The sequence below is a fragment of the Chitinophaga sp. 05T412 genome, from assembly GCF_056396465.1.
The window spans coordinates 463,331-482,952 of the sequence record NZ_JBFTLN010000004.1 but is presented as its reverse complement, the minus strand read 5'-3'; the positions used below and the strand labels follow the sequence as shown (position 1 = coordinate 482,952).

Annotated in this window: 13 protein-coding genes; 9 read left to right on the top strand and 4 right to left on the bottom strand. The window is 46.9% G+C overall.

The genetic code is table 11. The annotated features are described in order from the left end of the window. Nucleotides 1-69 precede the first annotated feature (69 nt). A complete protein-coding gene (locus AC1DFM_RS12305) occupies nt 70-384 on the top strand; it encodes a hypothetical protein (protein WP_477077030.1) in 315 nt (104 codons plus the stop codon). 233 nt (nt 385-617) lie between these two features. On the opposite strand, the gene mqo is transcribed toward AC1DFM_RS12305, so the two are convergent. The 3 genes from mqo to AC1DFM_RS12290 form a co-directional block, all read right to left on the bottom strand. After that, the gene (gene mqo / locus AC1DFM_RS12300) at nt 618-2,129 is read right to left on the bottom strand and encodes a malate dehydrogenase (quinone) (protein WP_477077029.1); all 1,512 of its coding nucleotides are present in this window, start codon (nt 2,127-2,129) and stop codon (nt 618-620) included. 93 nt (nt 2,130-2,222) lie between these two features. Beyond that, the gene (locus tag AC1DFM_RS12295; protein WP_477077028.1) at nt 2,223-2,933 is read right to left on the bottom strand and encodes a LytR/AlgR family response regulator transcription factor; all 711 of its coding nucleotides are present in this window, start codon (nt 2,931-2,933) and stop codon (nt 2,223-2,225) included. Beyond that, nucleotides 2,934-3,959 (bottom strand): sensor histidine kinase, encoded by a 1,026-nt coding sequence (locus tag AC1DFM_RS12290; RefSeq protein ID WP_477077027.1) that lies wholly within the window; start codon nt 3,957-3,959, stop codon nt 2,934-2,936. 283 nt (nt 3,960-4,242) lie between these two features. Here AC1DFM_RS12290 and AC1DFM_RS12285 point away from each other — a divergent pair, with 283 nt between their 5' ends. From AC1DFM_RS12285 to AC1DFM_RS12250, 8 genes are all read left to right on the top strand, one after another. Beyond that, a complete protein-coding gene (locus tag AC1DFM_RS12285; RefSeq protein WP_477077026.1) occupies nt 4,243-5,175 on the top strand; it encodes an ABC transporter ATP-binding protein in 933 nt (310 codons plus the stop codon). A 10-nt stretch (nt 5,176-5,185) separates the two neighbouring features. Further along, nucleotides 5,186-5,938: an ABC transporter permease gene (locus AC1DFM_RS12280; protein WP_477077025.1), complete on the top strand. Its 753-nt coding sequence runs from the start codon at nt 5,186-5,188 to the stop codon at nt 5,936-5,938. Nucleotides 5,939-5,978: 40 nt separating this feature from the next. Beyond that, the gene (locus tag AC1DFM_RS12275) at nt 5,979-7,466 is read left to right on the top strand and encodes an FAD-binding oxidoreductase (protein ID WP_477077024.1); all 1,488 of its coding nucleotides are present in this window, start codon (nt 5,979-5,981) and stop codon (nt 7,464-7,466) included. Nucleotides 7,467-7,691: 225 nt separating this feature from the next. Continuing rightward, on the top strand, nt 7,692-8,291 hold the full coding sequence (locus AC1DFM_RS12270; protein WP_477077023.1) for a sigma-70 family RNA polymerase sigma factor: 600 nt from the start codon (nt 7,692-7,694) through the stop codon (nt 8,289-8,291). A 121-nt stretch (nt 8,292-8,412) separates the two neighbouring features. Then, nucleotides 8,413-9,603, top strand: coding sequence for a FecR family protein (locus AC1DFM_RS12265; RefSeq protein WP_477077022.1), 1,191 nt, complete (start codon nt 8,413-8,415; stop codon nt 9,601-9,603). Nucleotides 9,604-9,855: 252 nt separating this feature from the next. Next, complete coding sequence (locus AC1DFM_RS12260; RefSeq protein WP_477077021.1) at nt 9,856-13,182, top strand: TonB-dependent receptor; 3,327 nt, start codon at nt 9,856-9,858, stop codon at nt 13,180-13,182. Nucleotides 13,183-13,200: 18 nt separating this feature from the next. Continuing rightward, the gene (locus tag AC1DFM_RS12255) at nt 13,201-14,778 is read left to right on the top strand and encodes a RagB/SusD family nutrient uptake outer membrane protein (protein ID WP_477077020.1); all 1,578 of its coding nucleotides are present in this window, start codon (nt 13,201-13,203) and stop codon (nt 14,776-14,778) included. 75 nt (nt 14,779-14,853) lie between these two features. Beyond that, nucleotides 14,854-17,778, top strand: a complete 2,925-nt coding sequence (locus AC1DFM_RS12250) for a glycoside hydrolase family 2 TIM barrel-domain containing protein (protein ID WP_477077019.1) — start codon at nt 14,854-14,856, stop codon at nt 17,776-17,778. Between the two features lie 106 nt (nt 17,779-17,884). On the opposite strand, the gene AC1DFM_RS12245 is transcribed toward AC1DFM_RS12250, so the two are convergent. Then, nucleotides 17,885-19,585, bottom strand: a complete 1,701-nt coding sequence (locus tag AC1DFM_RS12245) for a GMC oxidoreductase (RefSeq protein WP_477077018.1) — start codon at nt 19,583-19,585, stop codon at nt 17,885-17,887. Nucleotides 19,586-19,622 lie beyond the last annotated feature (37 nt).

Sequence of the window (19,622 nt, the reverse complement as noted above, 5' to 3'; positions counted from 1 at the left end):
GAAAACAGGATGATATAAAATGTTATCTTCGTACAGCATTTTATTTCTCTGTACCTAATAGCATTACCTATGGATGATTCCTTAAGCATCTTCGATCGGGGTTTTCTCGATACACCTTATATCCGGCGCCGGGAACTATTGCCCCTGGCGCTGAAAATTTATATCTGGATTGGGATGGTGATCGGAGGCCTCTCAATTGTTGCCATACTGCTTAAATTACTTAATTACTATCTATTGGTGGACAATGACCCGGAGCCCATGATGATCATCCTACCTCTATGCTTATTACTTTTGGGTGGCATACTTTTTTTTATGATGACATTTCTCCTTTGGATGGAAGTAAAATGGGCTGTACCCTTAAACCTGGCCTTTGGCGTCGTGTAGGGGATTTATTTTCTGCTAGTGCTGGTCGTTTTTTCTAACAAAGGATTTCTCACCTTTGCCCTATTGCATATAGCGATTGAAGTGCCATACTTTATCCTGATCTTTCGCATCAGAAAAAAATGGGCACAATACTATAGCCTTACCGGCAAAGAATTAAAAGCATTAGTAAAAAAGAACCAGCTGCACCAACATGAATAAAACATGATGGTCATGCAGCAGTGGTTAAAATAAATTTATTGCTTTTCTAAAGCCGGCTGTTGCCAGTCGAGCTGCAAAGTATTGCTGGTCCAGGTTCTGATGCGATAACTTAATGCAGGATTTCCTTCCAATGGGGTGCCATACGAAGGAATCATTTTCTCTAACGCGTCCTTCCACTCTCCTTTCATTTTATCAGGGAAGCAACTTTTTAAGAGGTCCAGCATAATAGATACGGCGGTAGAAGCGCCCGGAGAAGCGCCTAATAAGGCAGCAATACTGCCATCTTCAGCAGCTACTACCTCCGTACCAAAACGCAGCGTACCTCCTTTATCGGGATCATTAAAGATCACCTGTACGCGCTGGCCAGCCTCCTGCAATTCCCAATCGTTGCCATTTGCATTCGGATAAAATATCTGCAAAGCGGCGATCCTGTCTTCAAATGATAAACTTAATTGTTCCACCAGGTATTTTTCCAACCCAAAATTTTCGAGTCCTACCCGCATGAGTGGAAGAATATTCCAGTATTTAATAGATTCAAACAAATCCAGGAAAGAGCCTTCTTTCAGAAACTTGGTGGAGAAAGTAGCAAAGGGTCCGAATAAAATGGCTTTTTCGCCGTCAATAATCCGGGTATCCAAATGCGGTACACTCATGGGTGGCGCGCCCACAGAGGCTTGTCCGTATACCTTGGCATGATGCCTGTTCACGATGTCTTCTTTTTTACATACCAGCCATTCGCCGCCAACCGGGAAGCCGCCATACAGCCGTCCTTCCGGAATGCCGGACTTCTGCAACAGCTGCAGCGATCCGCCACCGGCGCCGATGAACACAAAATCGGCCGTTACGTGTGATGTTTCGCGGGTGAGCAGGTTCTTCACCTTTACTTCCCATTTGCCGTCTGCCAGCTGTTCCAGCGCTTCTACCTCAAATTCCAGGTGTAATTTAAAATTATGTTGTTGCTGCAACTGTGCCATCAACGACCGCGTGAGTGCGCCGTAATTCACATCGGTACCAAGTTCCATATGGGTAGCGGCGGTTTTCTCGGTGCGTTCGCGCCCTTCCATTACCAATGGAATCCAGTCCTGCAGTACTTCCGGGTCTTCAGAATATTCCATGCCCTGATACAGCTGATACTGTTGCAAGGCATCAAATCGCTTGCGTAAATACGTGACATCATTATCCCCATGTACAAAACTCATATGCGGCGTGCTCCGGATAAATCCGGCGGGATCGGGCAACTGTCCCTGTTCTACGAGGTAAGACCAAAACTGTTTAGATACTTCAAACTGCTCAATAATATGTATGGCCTTACTGGTATCAATAGTACCGTCTTCTTTTTCCGGCGTATAGTTAAGCTCGCATAGCGCAGAGTGGCCAGTGCCGGCGTTATTCCAGGCATCGGAGCTTTCAGCGGCTACGCGGTCCAGGCGTTCATACACCGCAATAGAACTGTTGGGCGACAAGTGCTTAAACATCGTTGCCAGTGTGGCGCTCATAATACCCGCCCCTATCAATAAAACATCCGTATGTTGCGTTTGCTTTTGCATAATGCTTCCTGTTTGAAGGTGATCCTTCTATAAATTACGCATTCTTAGTAAATGTTCGCGGGTAAGGGGGAAATTTTTTTAAGATGCCTACCGCTACAATCCCAGCATTTGCAACAGTTCATTCCGATAGCTTTTACCAATAGGTATTTCCAACTTATCTAAAAAGAGCAGTTGTCCCTGGATCAAAGAAATCCTGGATTTGTTCACCATAAAAGAGCGGTGTACCCGGATAAAATATTTACCTGCCAGCATTTGTTCTACGGCGGTAAACGACATGGGCAATACAATAAGTCCATTGATGGTAATTAACCGGGTGTGATTACCGCTGGCTTCCGCGTATAGCAGATCCTCATTTTTCAACCTGAATATTTTACCTTCTGTTTTGAAAGATAGAAAACCTTCGTCCGGCAAATTATCTGCCGGCACCGCCGGGCGGTTCATATGCTGTATGCGCTCCAGGGCCCTATCTACCGAAATAATAAACCGCTCCAGGGAAAACGGCTTTACCAGGTAATCACAGGCCGACAAGTCAAATGCGGTAGCCGCATACTCTTTGTAGGCAGTGGTAAAAATGATCTGCGGCCGATTTTTCAGCGTCTTTAAAAATGCGATACCATCTAACACCGGCATATTGATATCCAGAAAAAGTAGTTGGATATCTTTATGCATCATTTCCTTACGGGCATCTAAACTATTTCCGCACTGCCCCGCTATTTCCAGCGCGGGCACTGCATTACAGTAGTTTACAAGAATGCTTCTTGCAATGGGTTCATCATCTACAATCAGGCAGCTGATCTTATTCATTTATTTTGCTTTAAGCCGGAGTTCCACATAATAGTAATTATTTTCGGATTGCCGGGTCAACGAATAGGCGCCCGGGTATAGTAAATCCAGTCTTTTCACGGCATTATCTATTCCCACGCCGGAACCATGGCTGCAGGAAGCATCCGTGCCACAGTTGTTGCCTATCTTAAAAATAATCTCTTCTTCCACTACACTCAAATGCAGGTCTATTCTAATCTTTGGTGTTAATGTATTACGGGAATGTTTAAAAGCATTCTCTACAAACATGATCAACAGGAGTTGTGCAATCTTTATTTGCCCCTTGCCGCTATCCATTTGCACGTGGAGATCCAGCCGATCAGCTATCCGTATTTTCTCCAGCGCTATGTAATTGCGGATATAGGCCAGCTCCTCCTCCAGCGGCACCCATTGTTGCCCGGTTTCATATACTGAATAACGTAACAGGTCGGATAACTGCAACAGTAAATCCGGTATTTTTTCATGATGGGTAAGGGAAAGCCCGTATAAATTATTCAGCGTATTAAACAAAAAATGAGGACTTACCTGTGAGCGTAACAAGGCCAACTCACTTTCCTGCTGCTGTTCCCGGATGCGGCTGGCGTATAATTGCGCGCTCCTGGCAGACCGGCTGATGGCTACAAATCCGCCACCGAACAAAAACAACAATACAAAGCCGGGAATGCCTACAAAAAACATCCGGGCATTTTCACTGTCAACGGTCAAATGCATGAGCCACGCATAAGCAGCTATTCCCAGCGTGGCATAAAAAATGGCGAACACCACATACAACAACGCCATTACCAGCCAGCGATTATGCCGCAACCACCATCTGCCAATCCATCTGCCGGTGTAGGCACAAGCCAGCAACAGCGCGAAACTGAATACCGCTCTGGGTAATAGCGATACCGTAAAGCGACTGGAAAACAAGATGATGGAAAACACCAGCAACAATCCGCCCACAAAAAAAATATGCAGTCCGGCTTCTTGTTCAAATACTCTAGGGAAACGCGTGGTTATTGTTTTCACTTAACTAAGATCCAAAAATTCAGGTAAAGAAACAACCTATCGGGACGAACATATCGCCCACCGTGTTGAAACTGTCCCGGAGGCGGACGAATCAATATCCTGCAATCTGGTTACTCCCGCGTAAACACCATCCCCTGGCCGATTCCCGCGGTTATATTTTTCGGAAGATATAGCTGGTCCCTCGTATCCTCCCATTCATACCATAACAGGCGCTATCCGGCCGGCATAACATCCGACACGCCACCTGAATGATAGATTTGATATATCACCTGAAGTAATCAATATGACAACACAAACAACTTCCCCCATCATTCACACCTCCCATCTCGGTTTTGGCTTTCACAAAAATGAGCCAATGCTGAAAGACTTAAATATCGCTGTAGAAAAAGGCGCTATCTATGGCTTCCTGGGCCCCAATGGTGCGGGGAAAACAACTACCATCCGGCTAATAATGGGGTTACTCCCTCCCACTACCGGCAGTATCTCTCTCTTTGGATCTTCACTTGCCAGTAACCGTATGGCCACACTGACCCGAATTGGCTCGCTGATAGAGCAACCGGCGCTCTATGAACAGCTGTCTGGCTGGGATAACCTGGACATTACGCGGATCATCCGACGCGTGGAGAAAAAAAAGATTAGGGAAGTGCTAGAACTGGTGAGACTCACCCCTGCCGCGCATCGCAAAGTCAAAACGTATTCCATGGGGATGAAGCAACGACTGGGCGTAGCGCTGGCATTACTATCCAACCCTGATCTGCTCATCCTTGATGAACCGGTAAACGGCCTAGATCCTACCGGCATCATTGAAACGAGGGAGCTATTACTTCGTCTTAATAAGGAACTGGGTATCACCATTTTTTTGTCGAGCCATTTACTGGCAGAAATGGAAAAACTGGTGACCCATATCGGCATCCTGCATAAGGGCGCCCTCATATTTCAAGGCACCATGGCGGCGTTGCAGCAAATTAACCACCATGCAAATGTGATCCGGATAAAAACCAATAACAACGCCAAAGCAGATTTTCTCCTGCGTCAGCAGCAATACCTGGTGACCACCGCAGCACAGCAGCTGCTGGAAGTCCCTTATGAAAATAATGAGCAGGTAGCCGGCATTGCGGCTTTACTGGTAAAAGCCGGCATCAGCATTTATCTGCTGGACGTAGCTGTGATGGATCTCGAACACACTTTCATACAGTTCATTGACAAGCATCATTAATAGCAACACTATGCAATTTTATACCGAGATATTAAAAATAAAAAACAACTTCATCCTATGGCTCATCGCCATTGCGGCCTTTCTGGTTCCATTGTTCACCAGCCTTGATTTCGTAACGCATGCCCCGGACATTATCGCCGCGCATGGTGATCCCTGGCCCGTTTTCTGGAGAGAGGCGATCAAAGGATTCACCGTATTTATTGGCCCACTCATTATTGTGATGGTTACCTGCATGTACATGCACATTGAGCACCGGTATTATGCCTGGAAGTACCTGCTGACACTCCCCATACAAAAGCGCACCATTTATTTTAACAAGCTCCTGATGACGCTATTGTTGCTGCTCCTGCTCTATGTGCTTTTTTTGATCTGCTGTTTTATCGATGCCGGCATATTAGGATTAGTATATCCTCAGATGGGCTTCTTTCAATATAAGCCCGACTTTGCGCTGGTGAGTTATACGGTATTCAGAACCCTGATCGCCTTCCTGGGTATACTGGCCATTCATTTCTGGCTAAGTATCCGGATAAAAAATATGTTCATTAATATCGGTATTGGCTTAACGGGTATTTGCATGGCTATTCTGTTGTATCGCCATATGGAGCAAGCAGTGTACTTTCCTTATATCGACGGATTAATCACGGTATTTTATCAGTATCCACAGCAGGGATTCCTGGCCAAAAATGAGATCTATAGTTTATCGCTGTTCTGTGGTGTATCTGTATTGAGTTACCTTGATTTTACCAAACGATTCAACGGGTAAAGCAGTTGTTTAAGAGTGCGATTCTTTTTAAATTTAGTTTATGGAAAAGATAACGCCCACCGATATACGTTACGCCGATCTTGCTGAAAAACGATTCAATAAACGCTTCCTTGGCAAGCCGGACTATATTTATCTCCCTACCTCTACTGCGGAAGTAGTGGCGGCCGTACAGGAAGCCGTAACCCAGCACAAACGAGTAGTGGTGCGTAGTGGCGGCTATTGCCTGGAAGGGTTTGTAGCAGATCCTGCGGTAGAGGTGGTCATTGATATGTCGTTGATGAGAAACGTGGACTACGATACCAGCAAAGCCGCGTTTGTAGCAGAAGCAGGCGCCACCCTCGGTGAAACCAACCGGAAATTATTTTTGGGTTGGGGCGCTGTACTTCCCAGCGGCGAGCATCCTAATATTGGCGTAGGTGGACACGTATTAGGTGGTGCATTTGGTTTTCTCTGCAGAGAATATGGGTTAGCAGCTGACTACCTGTATGCCCTGGAACTTGTGGCGGTAGATGCTTCTGGTAAAGCACATGCGGTGATGGCTACCCGCGAAGAAAATGATCCGCATCGTGAACTCTGGTGGGCGCATACCGGATGCGGCGGTGGTAACTATGGTATTGTTACCCGTTATTGGTTCAGAGCGCCCGGCGTTGACGGTCGTGATCCATACACTGCCATGCCGAAAGCACCTGCCACTATTACCACATTTAGAATAGAATGGGAATGGAAAGATTTCAACGAAGCGGCCTTCCATCAGCTGGCGAATAATTTTGGCATGTGGAGCCTGGAACATAGCCGGCCCAACAGTCCATATACACAGTTGTTCAGCCTTCTTTTCCTGAATCACCGAAACATCGGTAAGCTGGAAATAAAAGGACTCACTACCGCCGGTGACAATGCCCTGCCACAAATAGACGCACACCTGGCCGCTGTTGTGGCACCACTGAGCATACCACATACCCGGCAAATAGAACAAACACCCTGGCTACGCTTTGCCCTCAATCCCTTCCCGGAATTGTTCCAACCAGGTTTCGATAATGCCACCGCAAAAGTGAAAGATGCCTTTCTGCGCAAACCATTTACGGATAGCCAAATCAGTACGGCATATACCTACCTCACCATGGACAAACCCGTGTTCGGTGGATTAGGCATGGCTACCTACGGGGGGAAAGTAAATACCATCCCACCGGATGCCACGGCCTCCGCGCAACGTGATAGTATACTCGACATTGCCTGTAACACCGGATGGGGTGATCCTGGCGGAGAAGCCCCCAGCGTGGAATGGGTAAGGCATTTTTACCAGGAACTGTTTGCCGCTACTGGTGGGGTTCCTGTGCCCAATGAACAAGCCGGCGGCAGTATGATCAACCATCCGGATACTGACCTCGCAGATCCCACATGGAATAAATCCGGCGTGCCCTGGTCTACCCTCTACTACAACGATAACTATCCCCGTTTGCAACAGGTAAAACGCAAATGGGACCCGTTGAATATCTTCCATCATGCACTGTCCATACAGGCAGCGGAGTAAACCATTACGCATGATTTTTTTTTGAGATCAGCGCTTGTTGAAAGTGCTCTGACATTATTGCCATCGATGGCAAACACGCTCCTATAAAAGGGATAGCATCCGATCATTTGTTTTTGTACCTTGCAACCACACGCGTATATCAATTATATAATATAGTACCTCATTTAACCATTTTTATAGATTAGCAGGGATAGGATCATATTTAAGCGACCAGGATTAAACGGAATGAATAATGAAGCAATAAATGAAATCGCACTTTTCCACCAAATTGCCCAGGGGGACGAAATGGCATTTGAAACACTGTTCCATCTCTATGTCCCTAAAATAAAACCGGTCATTACCCGTGTAATACAGGTAGAAGGACCTGAAAAAGATATTATACAGGAGATATTTCTGGGCATATGGCTGGGTAGGGAAAAGCTGACGGAAGTAATGGCGCCGCATAACTGGATCTTCAAAATGGTGTATCACCGTTGTTACAGCTGGTTACAGAAACAGGGTGTACGGAATAAAGCCAGTCAGCGGATCGCTATGGAAAGCGACGACCATTCCAATCTGACAGAGGAAAATATTGCTTTTTCGGAAACCACCTTATTAGTAAAACAGGCGATTCAACAATTACCGCCACAAGCACAAAAAATATATCTGCTCAGCAGAGAAAAAGGATTAAAAATTGCTGCTATTGCAGCTGAACTACAATTGTCAGAGCAAACAGTTAAGAATTCATTGGTTCGTTCCCTCAAATCCATCCGGGAGTTTCTTATTTCCAAAGGGATTATTCTACCGCTCGTCCTCCTGGGATGGGACATTTTATTCTTTTATTAATTTTTTTTAGGGAGATAGGTACTATTTGATTTGTCAGCGTACGTATATAACAGGGGGGTATTCATCCGCCAATTTCCCCCTGCCACGTCAACTAAATCAATAAGACTTAAAATTTCATTGATTGTCCACGAACGAAAGACTCAGATACCTGCTGGAACAGGTTCAGCGCCAACAGGCAACACCAGCTGAATACAAAGAACTGTTACAATTCATCAGCCATGATGATACCGGCGATGTTACGCAACAGCTGGACGCATTCCATGGCATCAACTCCAATACCGCCACCCGTGCGGAGGAATATGACTATGCTTACTGGCAATCGGTAGTAACACAAATACTGAACGCAGATAAATCATTGCCGCTGGCGCCTGTTAAAAAACCAGTGCATTTCCTTCAGCGCTACTGGTGGGCTGCCGCCGCTATGCTGGTGATCACCGCAGGCGCCTGGTACTACCACAGGAGTAACCAACCGGCTCCAACCATAGTAGCTGCTGCTGCTGTTAAAGATGTAGCTCCCGGTGGCAACAGGGCCATGCTTACCCTTTCCGACGGCTCGCAAATACCGTTGGACAGTGCCGGCAACGGCGTATTGGCGCAACAAGGTAATACCCGCATCACCAAATTAAGCAACGGACAACTGGCCTACCAGTCGGCCGGCGCAACAGATAAAGTGTTGTACAATACCATGAGCACTCCGCTGGGCGGACAATACAAACTTATTTTACCGGATGGTACCACCGTATGGCTCAATGCAGGCTCTTCTATCTACTACCCCACCGCCTTTACCGGATCAGAAAGAAAAGTAACCATCACCGGCGAAGCTTATTTTGAAGTGGCGCAAAATGAAAAAATGCCCTTCTTCGTAAAAGCAAATAATACCACGGTAGCCGTACTGGGTACACATTTCAATATTAATGCGTATAAAGACGAAGCCAGCACCAATACTACCTTATTAGAAGGGGCGGTAAAAATCATCACCCCACAACAACAGCAAACACTTAAACCCGGACAACAGGCCAGGGTAACGGCCACGGGCCAGGGAATACAGGTAGTGGATCATGTAGATCTGCTACAGACCATCGCCTGGAAAAACGGTTTCTTCTACTTCAACGATGCAGACGTCCCCACAGTGATGCGACAGCTGGCACGCTGGTATAATGTGGAAGTAAAATATGAAGGCGATATCCCCGAGCGGGCATTTACCGGAGAAATAGGCAGAAACCTCACGTTATCGCAGGTATTAAAAGGACTGGCAAAAACAAGAATCAGGTATAGAATTGAAAATGGTAACAGGATTGTTATTCAACCATAGCAGGGAACAATGAAAGCATAAAGAACAATGAAATCAGGGAGGAATAGCTCCCATATACGCTAAATGAAAGCCGGGGTTTAAGATTGGCGTCCTACCCCGGCTGGAGTTCAATTTCATCAACAAACAAGTCGGTAAACATTATTTATTAATTCAACCAAACATTGCAAAAGTATGCAACTTAAGGCTATTTGTAATTCCGGTACCCGCAAATATTGGAAGTTTGCGGAGCTCTCAACCAAAATTTTGTTAGTGATGAGACTAACTTCTCTCCTGCTACTCGCGGCCACCTTACAAGTAAGTGCCAGCAGCAGCGCGCAAACAGTCACTTATTCCGCGAAATCGGAAAGTCTTCAGAAAGTGCTCAAAGTAATAAAAGAGCAAACAGGTTATGTTTTCTTCTACGATAAAGAAGATCTCAAAAACAGTAACCCGGTATCTGTAGATCTCAAAAATGCTTCGCCGCAAACGGCCATGGAAATGGTGATGGTACAACAACCACTGAGTTTTGAAATTCAGGGGAACACTATCTTCATTACCAAAAACGAAAAACCGGCAACAACACCACCCACCGCACCGCCACCGGTAGCGATTACAGGGAAAATCCTTGATAACACCGGGGTCGCTATTCCCGGCGCTTCCATCGTTGTAAAAGGTACTAAAAAAGGTACGATCTCCACCGCCGATGGCACCTTCGAGCTGAAAGATGTATCGGAAAAAGCGGTGCTGGTGATCAGCAGTCTCGGATATGTGACACAGGAAATTCCTTTAGCAGGAAAAACACAATTCACCGTACAACTTCTTCCCGATGTTAGCGCCCTGCAACAATTTGTAGTAGTGGGTTACGGCGTTCAAAAGAAAGCCAATCTCACTGGCGCCGTTACGTCTATTTCGTCAGAGCAACTAACTAACAGACCTGTCACCAACATCAGCAACGCGTTACAGGGTACAATGCCCGGTGTAACCGTTACCGCCAATGTTACCGGACAACCCGGCTTCGACAACGCCCAGATTCGCATCCGGGGTATCGGTACCTTCAATGATCCCAATCCCATTGTAGTGGTAGATGGCGTCATCACCAACCTGGACAATCTGAATAATATCAACCCCGATGATATTGCGTCGATGTCTGTGTTGAAAGATGCGGCCTCCTCTGCCATATACGGCTCCCGCGCTGCCAATGGCGTATTACTCGTTACGACCAAACAAGGCCGCAAAGGAAAACCACAGGTGAGTTATAATGCCTATGTGGGTAAACAAAACGCCACCAGCTTGCCCGACTACTTACCATCCTGGCAGGCAGCTACGCTGTATAACCAGGCCCTCTTAAATGAAAGCAAGCCAGTACGCTGGACAGGCGATGAAATTCAAAAATTCAAAGATGGCTCTGATCCTTATAAATATCCTAACACCGACTGGCTGGGCCTCTTCTACAAAGGCAGCGGCCTGCAGCAAAACCATTATGTTAGCGTATCCGGCGGCAGTGACAAAACACAATATTCCCTTTCCGTTGGCCTGTTTGATGAAAATGGTATCGTGAAAGAAACCAATGCCAAACGTTATACCAGCCGGTTAAATATCACCACTGAAGTCACCAACCGGATAAAAGTAAATGCGAATATTGCTTTCACCAATTCGGTGACAGGAGAACCCAGCAACCCTTACACCGGTGATTTCCAGCAACTGGTAAGACAAATCAACCGCATCTCTCCTACCATTCCTTATAAATACGCTAACGGTTACTATGGCTATATTGCAGATGGTAGCCCTATGGCGTGGCTGGAAGGAAACAGCGCCAATAACTATAAAAAATATGACCTGATTGGCAACCTGGGCGCCGACTGGGAAATTATAAACGGTCTCCATTTTAAACCGTCAGTGGCTTATGTGATGGGCATCAAGCATAATAAGAAATTCATTGCAGACCAGCAATACTACGATGCCAACGGAAAACCGACGTTCTACCAGGGACCAAACTCCGTTACCGACGAAAACTCTTTTGCCAATGTAGTCACGCAACAGGTATTACTGGAATACATCAAATCCATTCGTAAACACAACTTTAAAATATTAGGCGGTTACTCACAGGAACTTACCAAATTCTCCTTCGATGATGGCTATCGGAAAGGCTTTTTGAATAACCTGCTGACCGATGTAAACCTGGCCTCTACAGACGGACAAAAAACCAGCGGCTATTCTTATGAATTGGCACTCCGTTCTTATTTTGGCCGACTTAACTACGACTTCGACGGTAAATACCTCCTTGAAGCCAACCTTCGTTACGATGGTTCTTCCCGCTTTGCACCAGGCCACAGATGGGGCGCATATCCTTCCTTCTCTGCCGGCTGGAACGTAGACCGCGAAGACTTCTTCCAGTCTGCCAAACCATATGTGTCCTACCTGAAACTAAGGGCTTCCTGGGGACAACTGGGCAACCAGATCATGACAGGGATAGATGATAAAAAATATCCCACCTATCCCTACTATGCTTACATTTTGCAGGTAAATGGCAGCCAGAACTACACCTTTGGCGGAACCGGCGCTACTATCGCCAGTGGTATCTCCCCCATTAATGGTAACAACGAGAACCTGATATGGGAAACTACCAAGGAAACCGGTGTAGGTTTAGATGCAGGCTTCCTCGACGGAAAATTGAACTTTACAGCAGATTATTTCCATAAAACCACCGATGGTATCCTGATGCCAGTGGAAGTAGGCGCCGTATATGGTCTGCAGCCACCTGTACAAAACGCAGGCATTATGTTGAACAAAGGCTGGGAATTCTCCCTTGGCTACAACGATAAGAAAGGCGACTTCAAATACAATGCCTCCATCAATGCGGCCTTTATCAAAAATGAGATCATCAGCCGCAACGGCGCCGGTCCTAAGATAGATGGCTATACCATCCAGAATGCCGGCTATCCCAGATATTCCTTATTCGGATACGAAGCAGATGGCATTTTCCGGTCTGACGATGAAGTACAAAAGGCCCCTTTCCAAAGCAACAGAACTGCCGCCGGTGATATCCGCTACAAGGATAAAGATGGCAATGACACCATCAACACCGCCGACAAAGTATACCTCGGCAGCTACTTCCCGAAAGTAACTTTTGGTATTAACCTCGGAGGTTCGTGGAAAAATTTTGATATGACGATCTTCTTCCAGGGAGCTGCCGGTGTAAAAACATATATCGATGGCGGCAAACTGGGTAGTGTGAGTTCTGCCGCAGGCAGACCTACTTCTGCGCTCCTGGACACCTGGACCAAGGACAATCCCAACGCGTCCCTGCCACGCATCTGGTCTAGCTATAACCAAAATGATCCTGGCAACACACCATCGTCGTTCTGGGTGAGAGACGGCTCTTACCTGCGCCTCAAAAATCTGCAGGTAGGCTATACCTTGCCGGGTAGCCTGGTGAAAAGAATTGGACTCAGCAAAGTACGCTTTTACTATAGCGGACAAAATATTCTCACGTTTGATCACCTGTACAAATGGATAGATCCGGAAGCATCCGTTTCCAGCAGTATTTATTACTACCCACAGGTAAAAGTGCACACACTTGGTGTAAATGTTAGTTTTTAACAAAAAGTACGCAACATCATGAAAAGAAACATTCTTTATATATTACTCGCAGCAGGCCTGACACAATCCGCCTGCCAGAAGGATTTCCTCGATAGAAAGCCATTAGATAGTTATAGCAACTCGTCTTTGTGGACCTCGCAGGCAGATGCATTAGCAGCGCTCAACGGCTGCTTCAAAGATTGGGAGGGCGACTACCACTTACTTTACCTGGATGCGGTGAGCGATAACCTTTACAGCCAATATCCATGGGAAGGTTACACTGATTATGGCAGTGGTACCGTTACACCTTCCAATACCACCGTTTTTACCCGCTGGGATTATACCAGTGTGCAGAAATGTAACTGGTTCCTGGAAAACATCGATAAAACACCCATGGACGCCGCATTAAAAGAGCGGTACAAAGGGGAAGCCCGCTTTATAAGAGCCTACCAGTATTTCATCATGACGCAATTGTATGGGGACGTACCTTTCGTTAAAAACACGGTGACGACAGAAGTAGCCAACAGCATCTCAAGAACACCGGCAGCGGATATACGTAAATTCATCAAAGACGAACTGGCCGCTATCGCCGGCTCTCTGCCGGTGAGCTACACCGGTAGTGAAGTAGGCCATATTACACAAGGCGCCGCCCTCTCCCTCAAAGCAAGGGTAGAATTATTCGATAAAAATTACGCCGACTGTATCGCTGATTGTAAAAAAGTAATGGGATTAGGCTATGAACTGTTCCCCAGTTATCAGGACCTGTTCCGCATTCAAAATGAAAACAACAAGGAAGTGATTCTCGACGTACAATACAAAGAGAATGATTATTCCAACGCCGACCTTGGCATTATGCCGTCGTCCGGCTTTGGGGGCTGGGGCTCACTCGATCCTACCCAGGCGCTGGTAGATGCGTATGAAACCAAAACCGGGAAAACCATTGATGACGCGAGTTCCGGCTATAACGATAAAGATCCCTATAATAACAGAGATCCCCGCTTAACAGCTACCATCGTTTGTCCGGGCCAGTTATACGAAGGCGCTTATTACAACTCAATTGAAAAGTCCTCCGGCGATTATTACAACGGTGATAACAATTCCAAAACAGGATACATTCCGAAGAAATTCACGTCTCACCTCTCCGACTTTTCTGACATGTGGAACACCGGGCTGAATATGATTGTGATCCGTTATGCAGAAGTATTGCTGACCTATGCAGAAGCCCAAATTGAATCCGGCATCATCGATAATTCTGTATACGATGCACTGAACGCTGTGAGAACCCGTGCAGGAATGCCGGTGGTAGACAGAACCGTGTACAACACTGTAGACAAAATGCGTACACTGGTAAGACGGGAACGCAGAGTGGAACTGGCATTGGAAGGATTGCGCTGGTTTGATGTACAACGCTGGAAAATTGGTAGTGCGGTAAGATCCGGTACCGTATATGGTACTCAATTAGGTACTGTAGATCCTGCCAATGGTAAACTGACGCTTTCCGGCGACCATGTAAAAGTAGAAACACGTACTTTCCAGGATAACCGGGATTATCTGTGGCCGGTACCACAAAAGGAAAGAGATATCAATAAAAACCTGACGCAAAACGCAGGCTACTAGTTCTTATCATGCACATTGAAAAATCCCGCGAATTGAAAAATGAGCGGGATTTTTTTATCTTAAAACCAAAAATGGATGTCGTTGTTAAAATTCCGCGGACTTATTACACTATTGCTGCTATCTGTATCTCTACCACCTCATCTGGCTGCTCAAAGCAGAACCGTTTTAAATTTCAACACCAGCTGGGCCTTTCACAGAGGCGAAGCAGCCGGTGCTGATCAAGTAAAATACAACGACAATGACTGGTCTGCCATCAGCATACCGCATGTGATGCGCATTGAAAAAAAGCACAACGGCGGCAACCAGGTTTACCAGGGTGTAGGCTGGTACAGAAGATATTTCCGTGTACCGGCGGCGTATCATGATAAGCGCATCACGCTTTGTTTTGACGGCGTGCAAACCACGGCGGAAGTATATATAAACGGTCGGCGAATCGCCACTCATACCGGTGGTTACATGGGATTTGTAGTGGATATCAGCCCGTATATAATTTTGGGAGAAGACAATGTCCTCGCAGTACGTGTCACCAATACGGATAACGCACAGATCCCTCCGGGAAAGCCACAGGCAAACTTAGACTTCAACTATTTTGGCGGCATCTACAGAAATGTGACCCTGCTGGTTACCGAAAAGATATTCATCTCCCATCCGCTGGAAGCCAACAAAGTAGCCGGTGGCGGCGTATTTATCACCTATCCGGCCTCTAACAACAATACCGCGTCTGCACATATTAAAACCAACCTTGTAAACGCCAGCGGCAAGCCGGCGAATGTGCAACTAAAAACAACGCTGATAGACAGCAACGGTATCGCCGTAGCTACCGCCGGTAGTCAGCAACGCCTGAATGGCCACACGGATACCGATATAGAGCAATCTCTCACCATACTTTATCCGCAGCTATGGCATCCGGATCATCCTTATTTGTATCGCCTGGTATCGGTGGTGTACAATAACCAGGTACGGGTAGATAGCCTTATCACTACTACGGGTATACGAAATATTGCCTTCCGGCCGGACGGATTTTATATCAATGGGGAAAAGCTGTATCTGCGTGGCGCCAACCGGCACCAGGCCTACGAATACATTGGCGATGCCGCACCGGATAATATGCAGTACATGGATGCCCTCCAGCTGAAAAAAGGAGGATTCAACGCTGTACGGGCAGCGCACTATCCACAGTCGCCCGCCTTCCTGGATGCCTGCGATAAAACAGGTTTGCTTGTCATTGAATGCGAACCGGGATGGCAGTTCTTTTCCAAAGATTCACTTTTCATCGCCAATACCTACCGCGATATCAGAGAAATGATCCGCCGCGATCGCAACCACCCCGCTGTTTTTCTCTGGGAAACGTCTCTCAACGAATCCCCTACGCCAGCCTCCTGGATGCAACAGGCAGTACAAACGGCACGGGAGGAAATGCCCGGCCAGCAACTATTTGTAGCCGATGATTATAATTCCCGCAGCAAAGATCATTACAATGTTTCTTATAAAGTAGTAAACGAAGATGGCACCGATCCAATGCCTTCCCGTCCTTTCCTCACCCGCGAATGGGGCGACAGCTGGATGGCAGATGCGGAGAAAGAAAATGGACTGCGTGCCAGCAGAATCTATACAGAAAAGGGATTGATCCATCAATGTATATTCAGGCAAAACGCTTTGAATGGAGAAACCTCCGAAGAACTGGGCGGCTACTGGGATCACGGCGGACTGGATGCTAATCCAAGAATAGGTGGCTACTTTGTATGGAGCTACAACGACTATACCCGTGGCTCTGATGCTGTCACCGCTTTCAGCGGCGTAGTAGATCTTGACCGGTATGAGAAATTCGGCTACTACCAGCTGCAGGCCATGCAGGATGCCCGTAATCCGGCCTATGGTCCCATGGTATACGTTGGCAGCTATAACAACCAACCGGATCTGGACAGCAACATCATGGTATTTTCCAATTGCGACGCTGTACAGCTTTACCGGAACGATCAGCTATGCGGTGAAATCACCCGGGCACAAAATGCGGCCACCGCTCCTTTTGTAGCTGCTAAAGGCGGCAGTCCCTACTTCACCTTCCATACCGGAAAATATGAAGCTGGCACCCTGAAGGCAGTAGGTATATTGAACGGCAAACCTGTTTGCACGCATACCGTGAGAACACCCGATCGCTGGCCTCATCACCTCGAAATTGAAATACCCGCCAACCATACTGCACCACTTGCGGATGGTTCGTCCATCACGCCATTCTATGTGAAGGTATGTGACAAGAATGGAACACTGATTTCCAACAGCAAACCTGGTCAGGATTTTTTCATGCGGGTACGTGTATCCGGAGAAGGAACCCTGATTGGAGGCCAGATGTCTCAACCTAATATTTCCCTCCTGCATACAGAGGGTGGTATCGCCTATGGCCTGATCCAGCATACCACCATACCGGGCGAGATTAATATCAGCGCCACCGTCCTGGATAAAGGTACTGGCCACCTAACATTTAAAACCAGCGCCTCTTCCGCGAAGTATGTACCCGATGGTACCCACCACCCATGGTCACCTGAAAATAAAACAGCGCCGTGGGAGAAGTCTATAGATGATACCAACACACTGCCGCTGATCGACCTGACCGACGTAACTGTTTCGGTGCAACCCACACCCGGAAAGGAAAACCCACTGCGGATGACTGACGACAACACCACCACCAAATGGACCGCAGATGCAGCCCAGTTACCCATGAGCATTACACTGGAGCTGAAGAAAACATATGCGTTAACGGGTAGTCGTATCGTATGGGGGAAAGACAGCGACTGGTATACCTACAGCATTTCGGTATCGGCCAATGGCAGCGACTGGGTGGAAGTGAAAAGCCCTCAACGGGTATCCGGACAGGATTACAAAGTAGTATCCCTGCAAGCGTCTGCCGCCAGGTATGTACGCTATCTGATTAGCAGCATCCAACCGGAAAGCAGCAGAATAGCGGTCAAAGAAATTCAGTTGTTTGGGAAAGCAAAAAGCTAAAAGCAGAAAGCAAAAAGCTATTGTCGCGAATGATCTTTTCAAATATTATAACGCTATAATCATTCGCGACAATAGCTTTTTGCTTTCTGCTTTTAGCTTTTTGCTTTTACAACACCCCTTTCCTCAGCTGCTCTACCGCATAATTGGCCGCTCTGGCTGTTAACGACATATAAAGAATAGAAGGACTCTGATTACCGGTGCTGGTCATACAAGCACCGTCTGTCACAAAAACATTCTTACAATGGTGCAGCTGATTCCATTCATTCAGCAATGACGTGGCAGGATCTTTTCCCATGCGCACACCGCCCATTTCATGTATATCTAATCCCGGTGGCTGATGGTTATCGGTTACCACAATATTTTTTGCGCCGGCCGCTTCCAGCATAGCTTTTCCCTGTTCCTGAAAATCCTTTACCATCCGGTCGTCATTATCATCGTAGTCGACAGCAGTGATCAGCAAAGGAATGCCCCACTGGTCCGTTTTGTCTTTGCTCAACCTGACATGATTACTTTCTTTGGGAATGGTTTCTCCCTGCATATACATGTAAGCGCCCCACTTCCCCGGCCTGCTGATGGCTTCTTTAAATTCAGCTCCTAAAGCAACCGGTATATTTTTATCGTTTAGCCGTTCCCGATAGGCGCCACCAAATATCACATAACCACCTACAAAATCAGTGTCTTTTTCATATACATTCCGGAAGTTGGGAATAATACATTCCGCCGGTTTGGATACTTTGTAATATTTATCTTCAAAACCCTCCAACTCCCCACTCATACCGGATCTGTAGTTATGGAAACAGATATATTTCCCTAACAGTCCGTTATCATTTCCCAAACCATTGGGAAACCGTTGGGAAGTAGAGTTCAGCAAAACCAGATTGGTATTTAAGGCAGACGCATTGAGGAAAATAATTTTCGCATAAAAAGTCATCAACTCTTTCGTGTTGGTATCAATTACTTTTACGCCGGTGGCCTTGCCGGAAGCTTCATCGTAAATAATGGAATGTACCACAGAAAAGGGCCGGATGGTGAGGTTGCCGGTTTTCTCCGCCCAGGGAAGCGTGGAGGCATTGGAGCTAAAGTAGCCACCAAACGGGCATCCCCGCATACAAAGATTACGACTCAGGCATTGCCGGTGCTGTTCTTTCGGAATACCCCGCGACTCCGTTACCTGCGCCCACCTGCCGGATACATAGTGGCGGTTGAATTGATGGGCCACTACTTCCTTTATATGCTGCTCCACACAATTCAATTCAAAGGCCGGCAGAAATTCTCCGTCCGGCATAGTAGCTATACCTTCTTTATTGCCACAAACGCCGATAAACTTTTCAACATGACTATACCACGGAGCAATGTCGTGATAGCCGATAGGCCACTCAATACCGTAACCGTACCGATGTGGCGCGGTAAAATCCATCTCGCTCCAGCGGGCGCATGCACGGCCCCATATGAGCGACTTTCCACCCACCTGATAGCCCCGTATCCATTCAAAAGGTTTTTCCTGGATGTAGGGATGATCCGCATCTTTCACAAAGAAATGTGCCGTGCTGGCGTCATATCCCGCAGCTCTGCTGATATAGGGGTTTTCGTCCAACACCTTTTTCGGTAGCGCTCCGCGGTATTTGAAGTCCCATACCGGCGTGGTAGCGGTGGGATAATCTTTTATATGCTCCACATTTCTGCCCCGCTCCAGCACCAGTGTTTTCAATCCTTTTTCGCATAGTTCTTTTGCAGCCCAGCCCCCGCTGATGCCACTGCCAATTACAATGGCATCAAAGTGTTTGGAAAGATCCTGATCAGCTGCCATACGTGAAATTTTATGTTGTCATTTTACCCTGTTCAGA

Coding starts and splice junctions, on each gene's coding strand:
- AC1DFM_RS12280 (WP_477077025.1), top strand. CDS start 5,186: ATGCAATTTTATACCGAGATATTAAAAATAAAAAACAACTTCATCCTA.
- AC1DFM_RS12255 (WP_477077020.1), top strand. CDS start 13,201: ATGAAAAGAAACATTCTTTATATATTACTCGCAGCAGGCCTGACACAA.
- AC1DFM_RS12275 (WP_477077024.1), top strand. CDS start 5,979: ATGGAAAAGATAACGCCCACCGATATACGTTACGCCGATCTTGCTGAA.
- AC1DFM_RS12305 (WP_477077030.1), top strand. CDS start 70: ATGGATGATTCCTTAAGCATCTTCGATCGGGGTTTTCTCGATACACCT.
- AC1DFM_RS12250 (WP_477077019.1), top strand. CDS start 14,854: ATGTCGTTGTTAAAATTCCGCGGACTTATTACACTATTGCTGCTATCT.
- AC1DFM_RS12295 (WP_477077028.1), bottom strand. CDS start 2,933: ATGAATAAGATCAGCTGCCTGATTGTAGATGATGAACCCATTGCAAGA.
- mqo (WP_477077029.1), bottom strand. CDS start 2,129: ATGCAAAAGCAAACGCAACATACGGATGTTTTATTGATAGGGGCGGGT.
- AC1DFM_RS12260 (WP_477077021.1), top strand. CDS start 9,856: ATGAGACTAACTTCTCTCCTGCTACTCGCGGCCACCTTACAAGTAAGT.
- AC1DFM_RS12285 (WP_477077026.1), top strand. CDS start 4,243: ATGACAACACAAACAACTTCCCCCATCATTCACACCTCCCATCTCGGT.
- AC1DFM_RS12270 (WP_477077023.1), top strand. CDS start 7,692: ATGAATAATGAAGCAATAAATGAAATCGCACTTTTCCACCAAATTGCC.
- AC1DFM_RS12245 (WP_477077018.1), bottom strand. CDS start 19,585: ATGGCAGCTGATCAGGATCTTTCCAAACACTTTGATGCCATTGTAATT.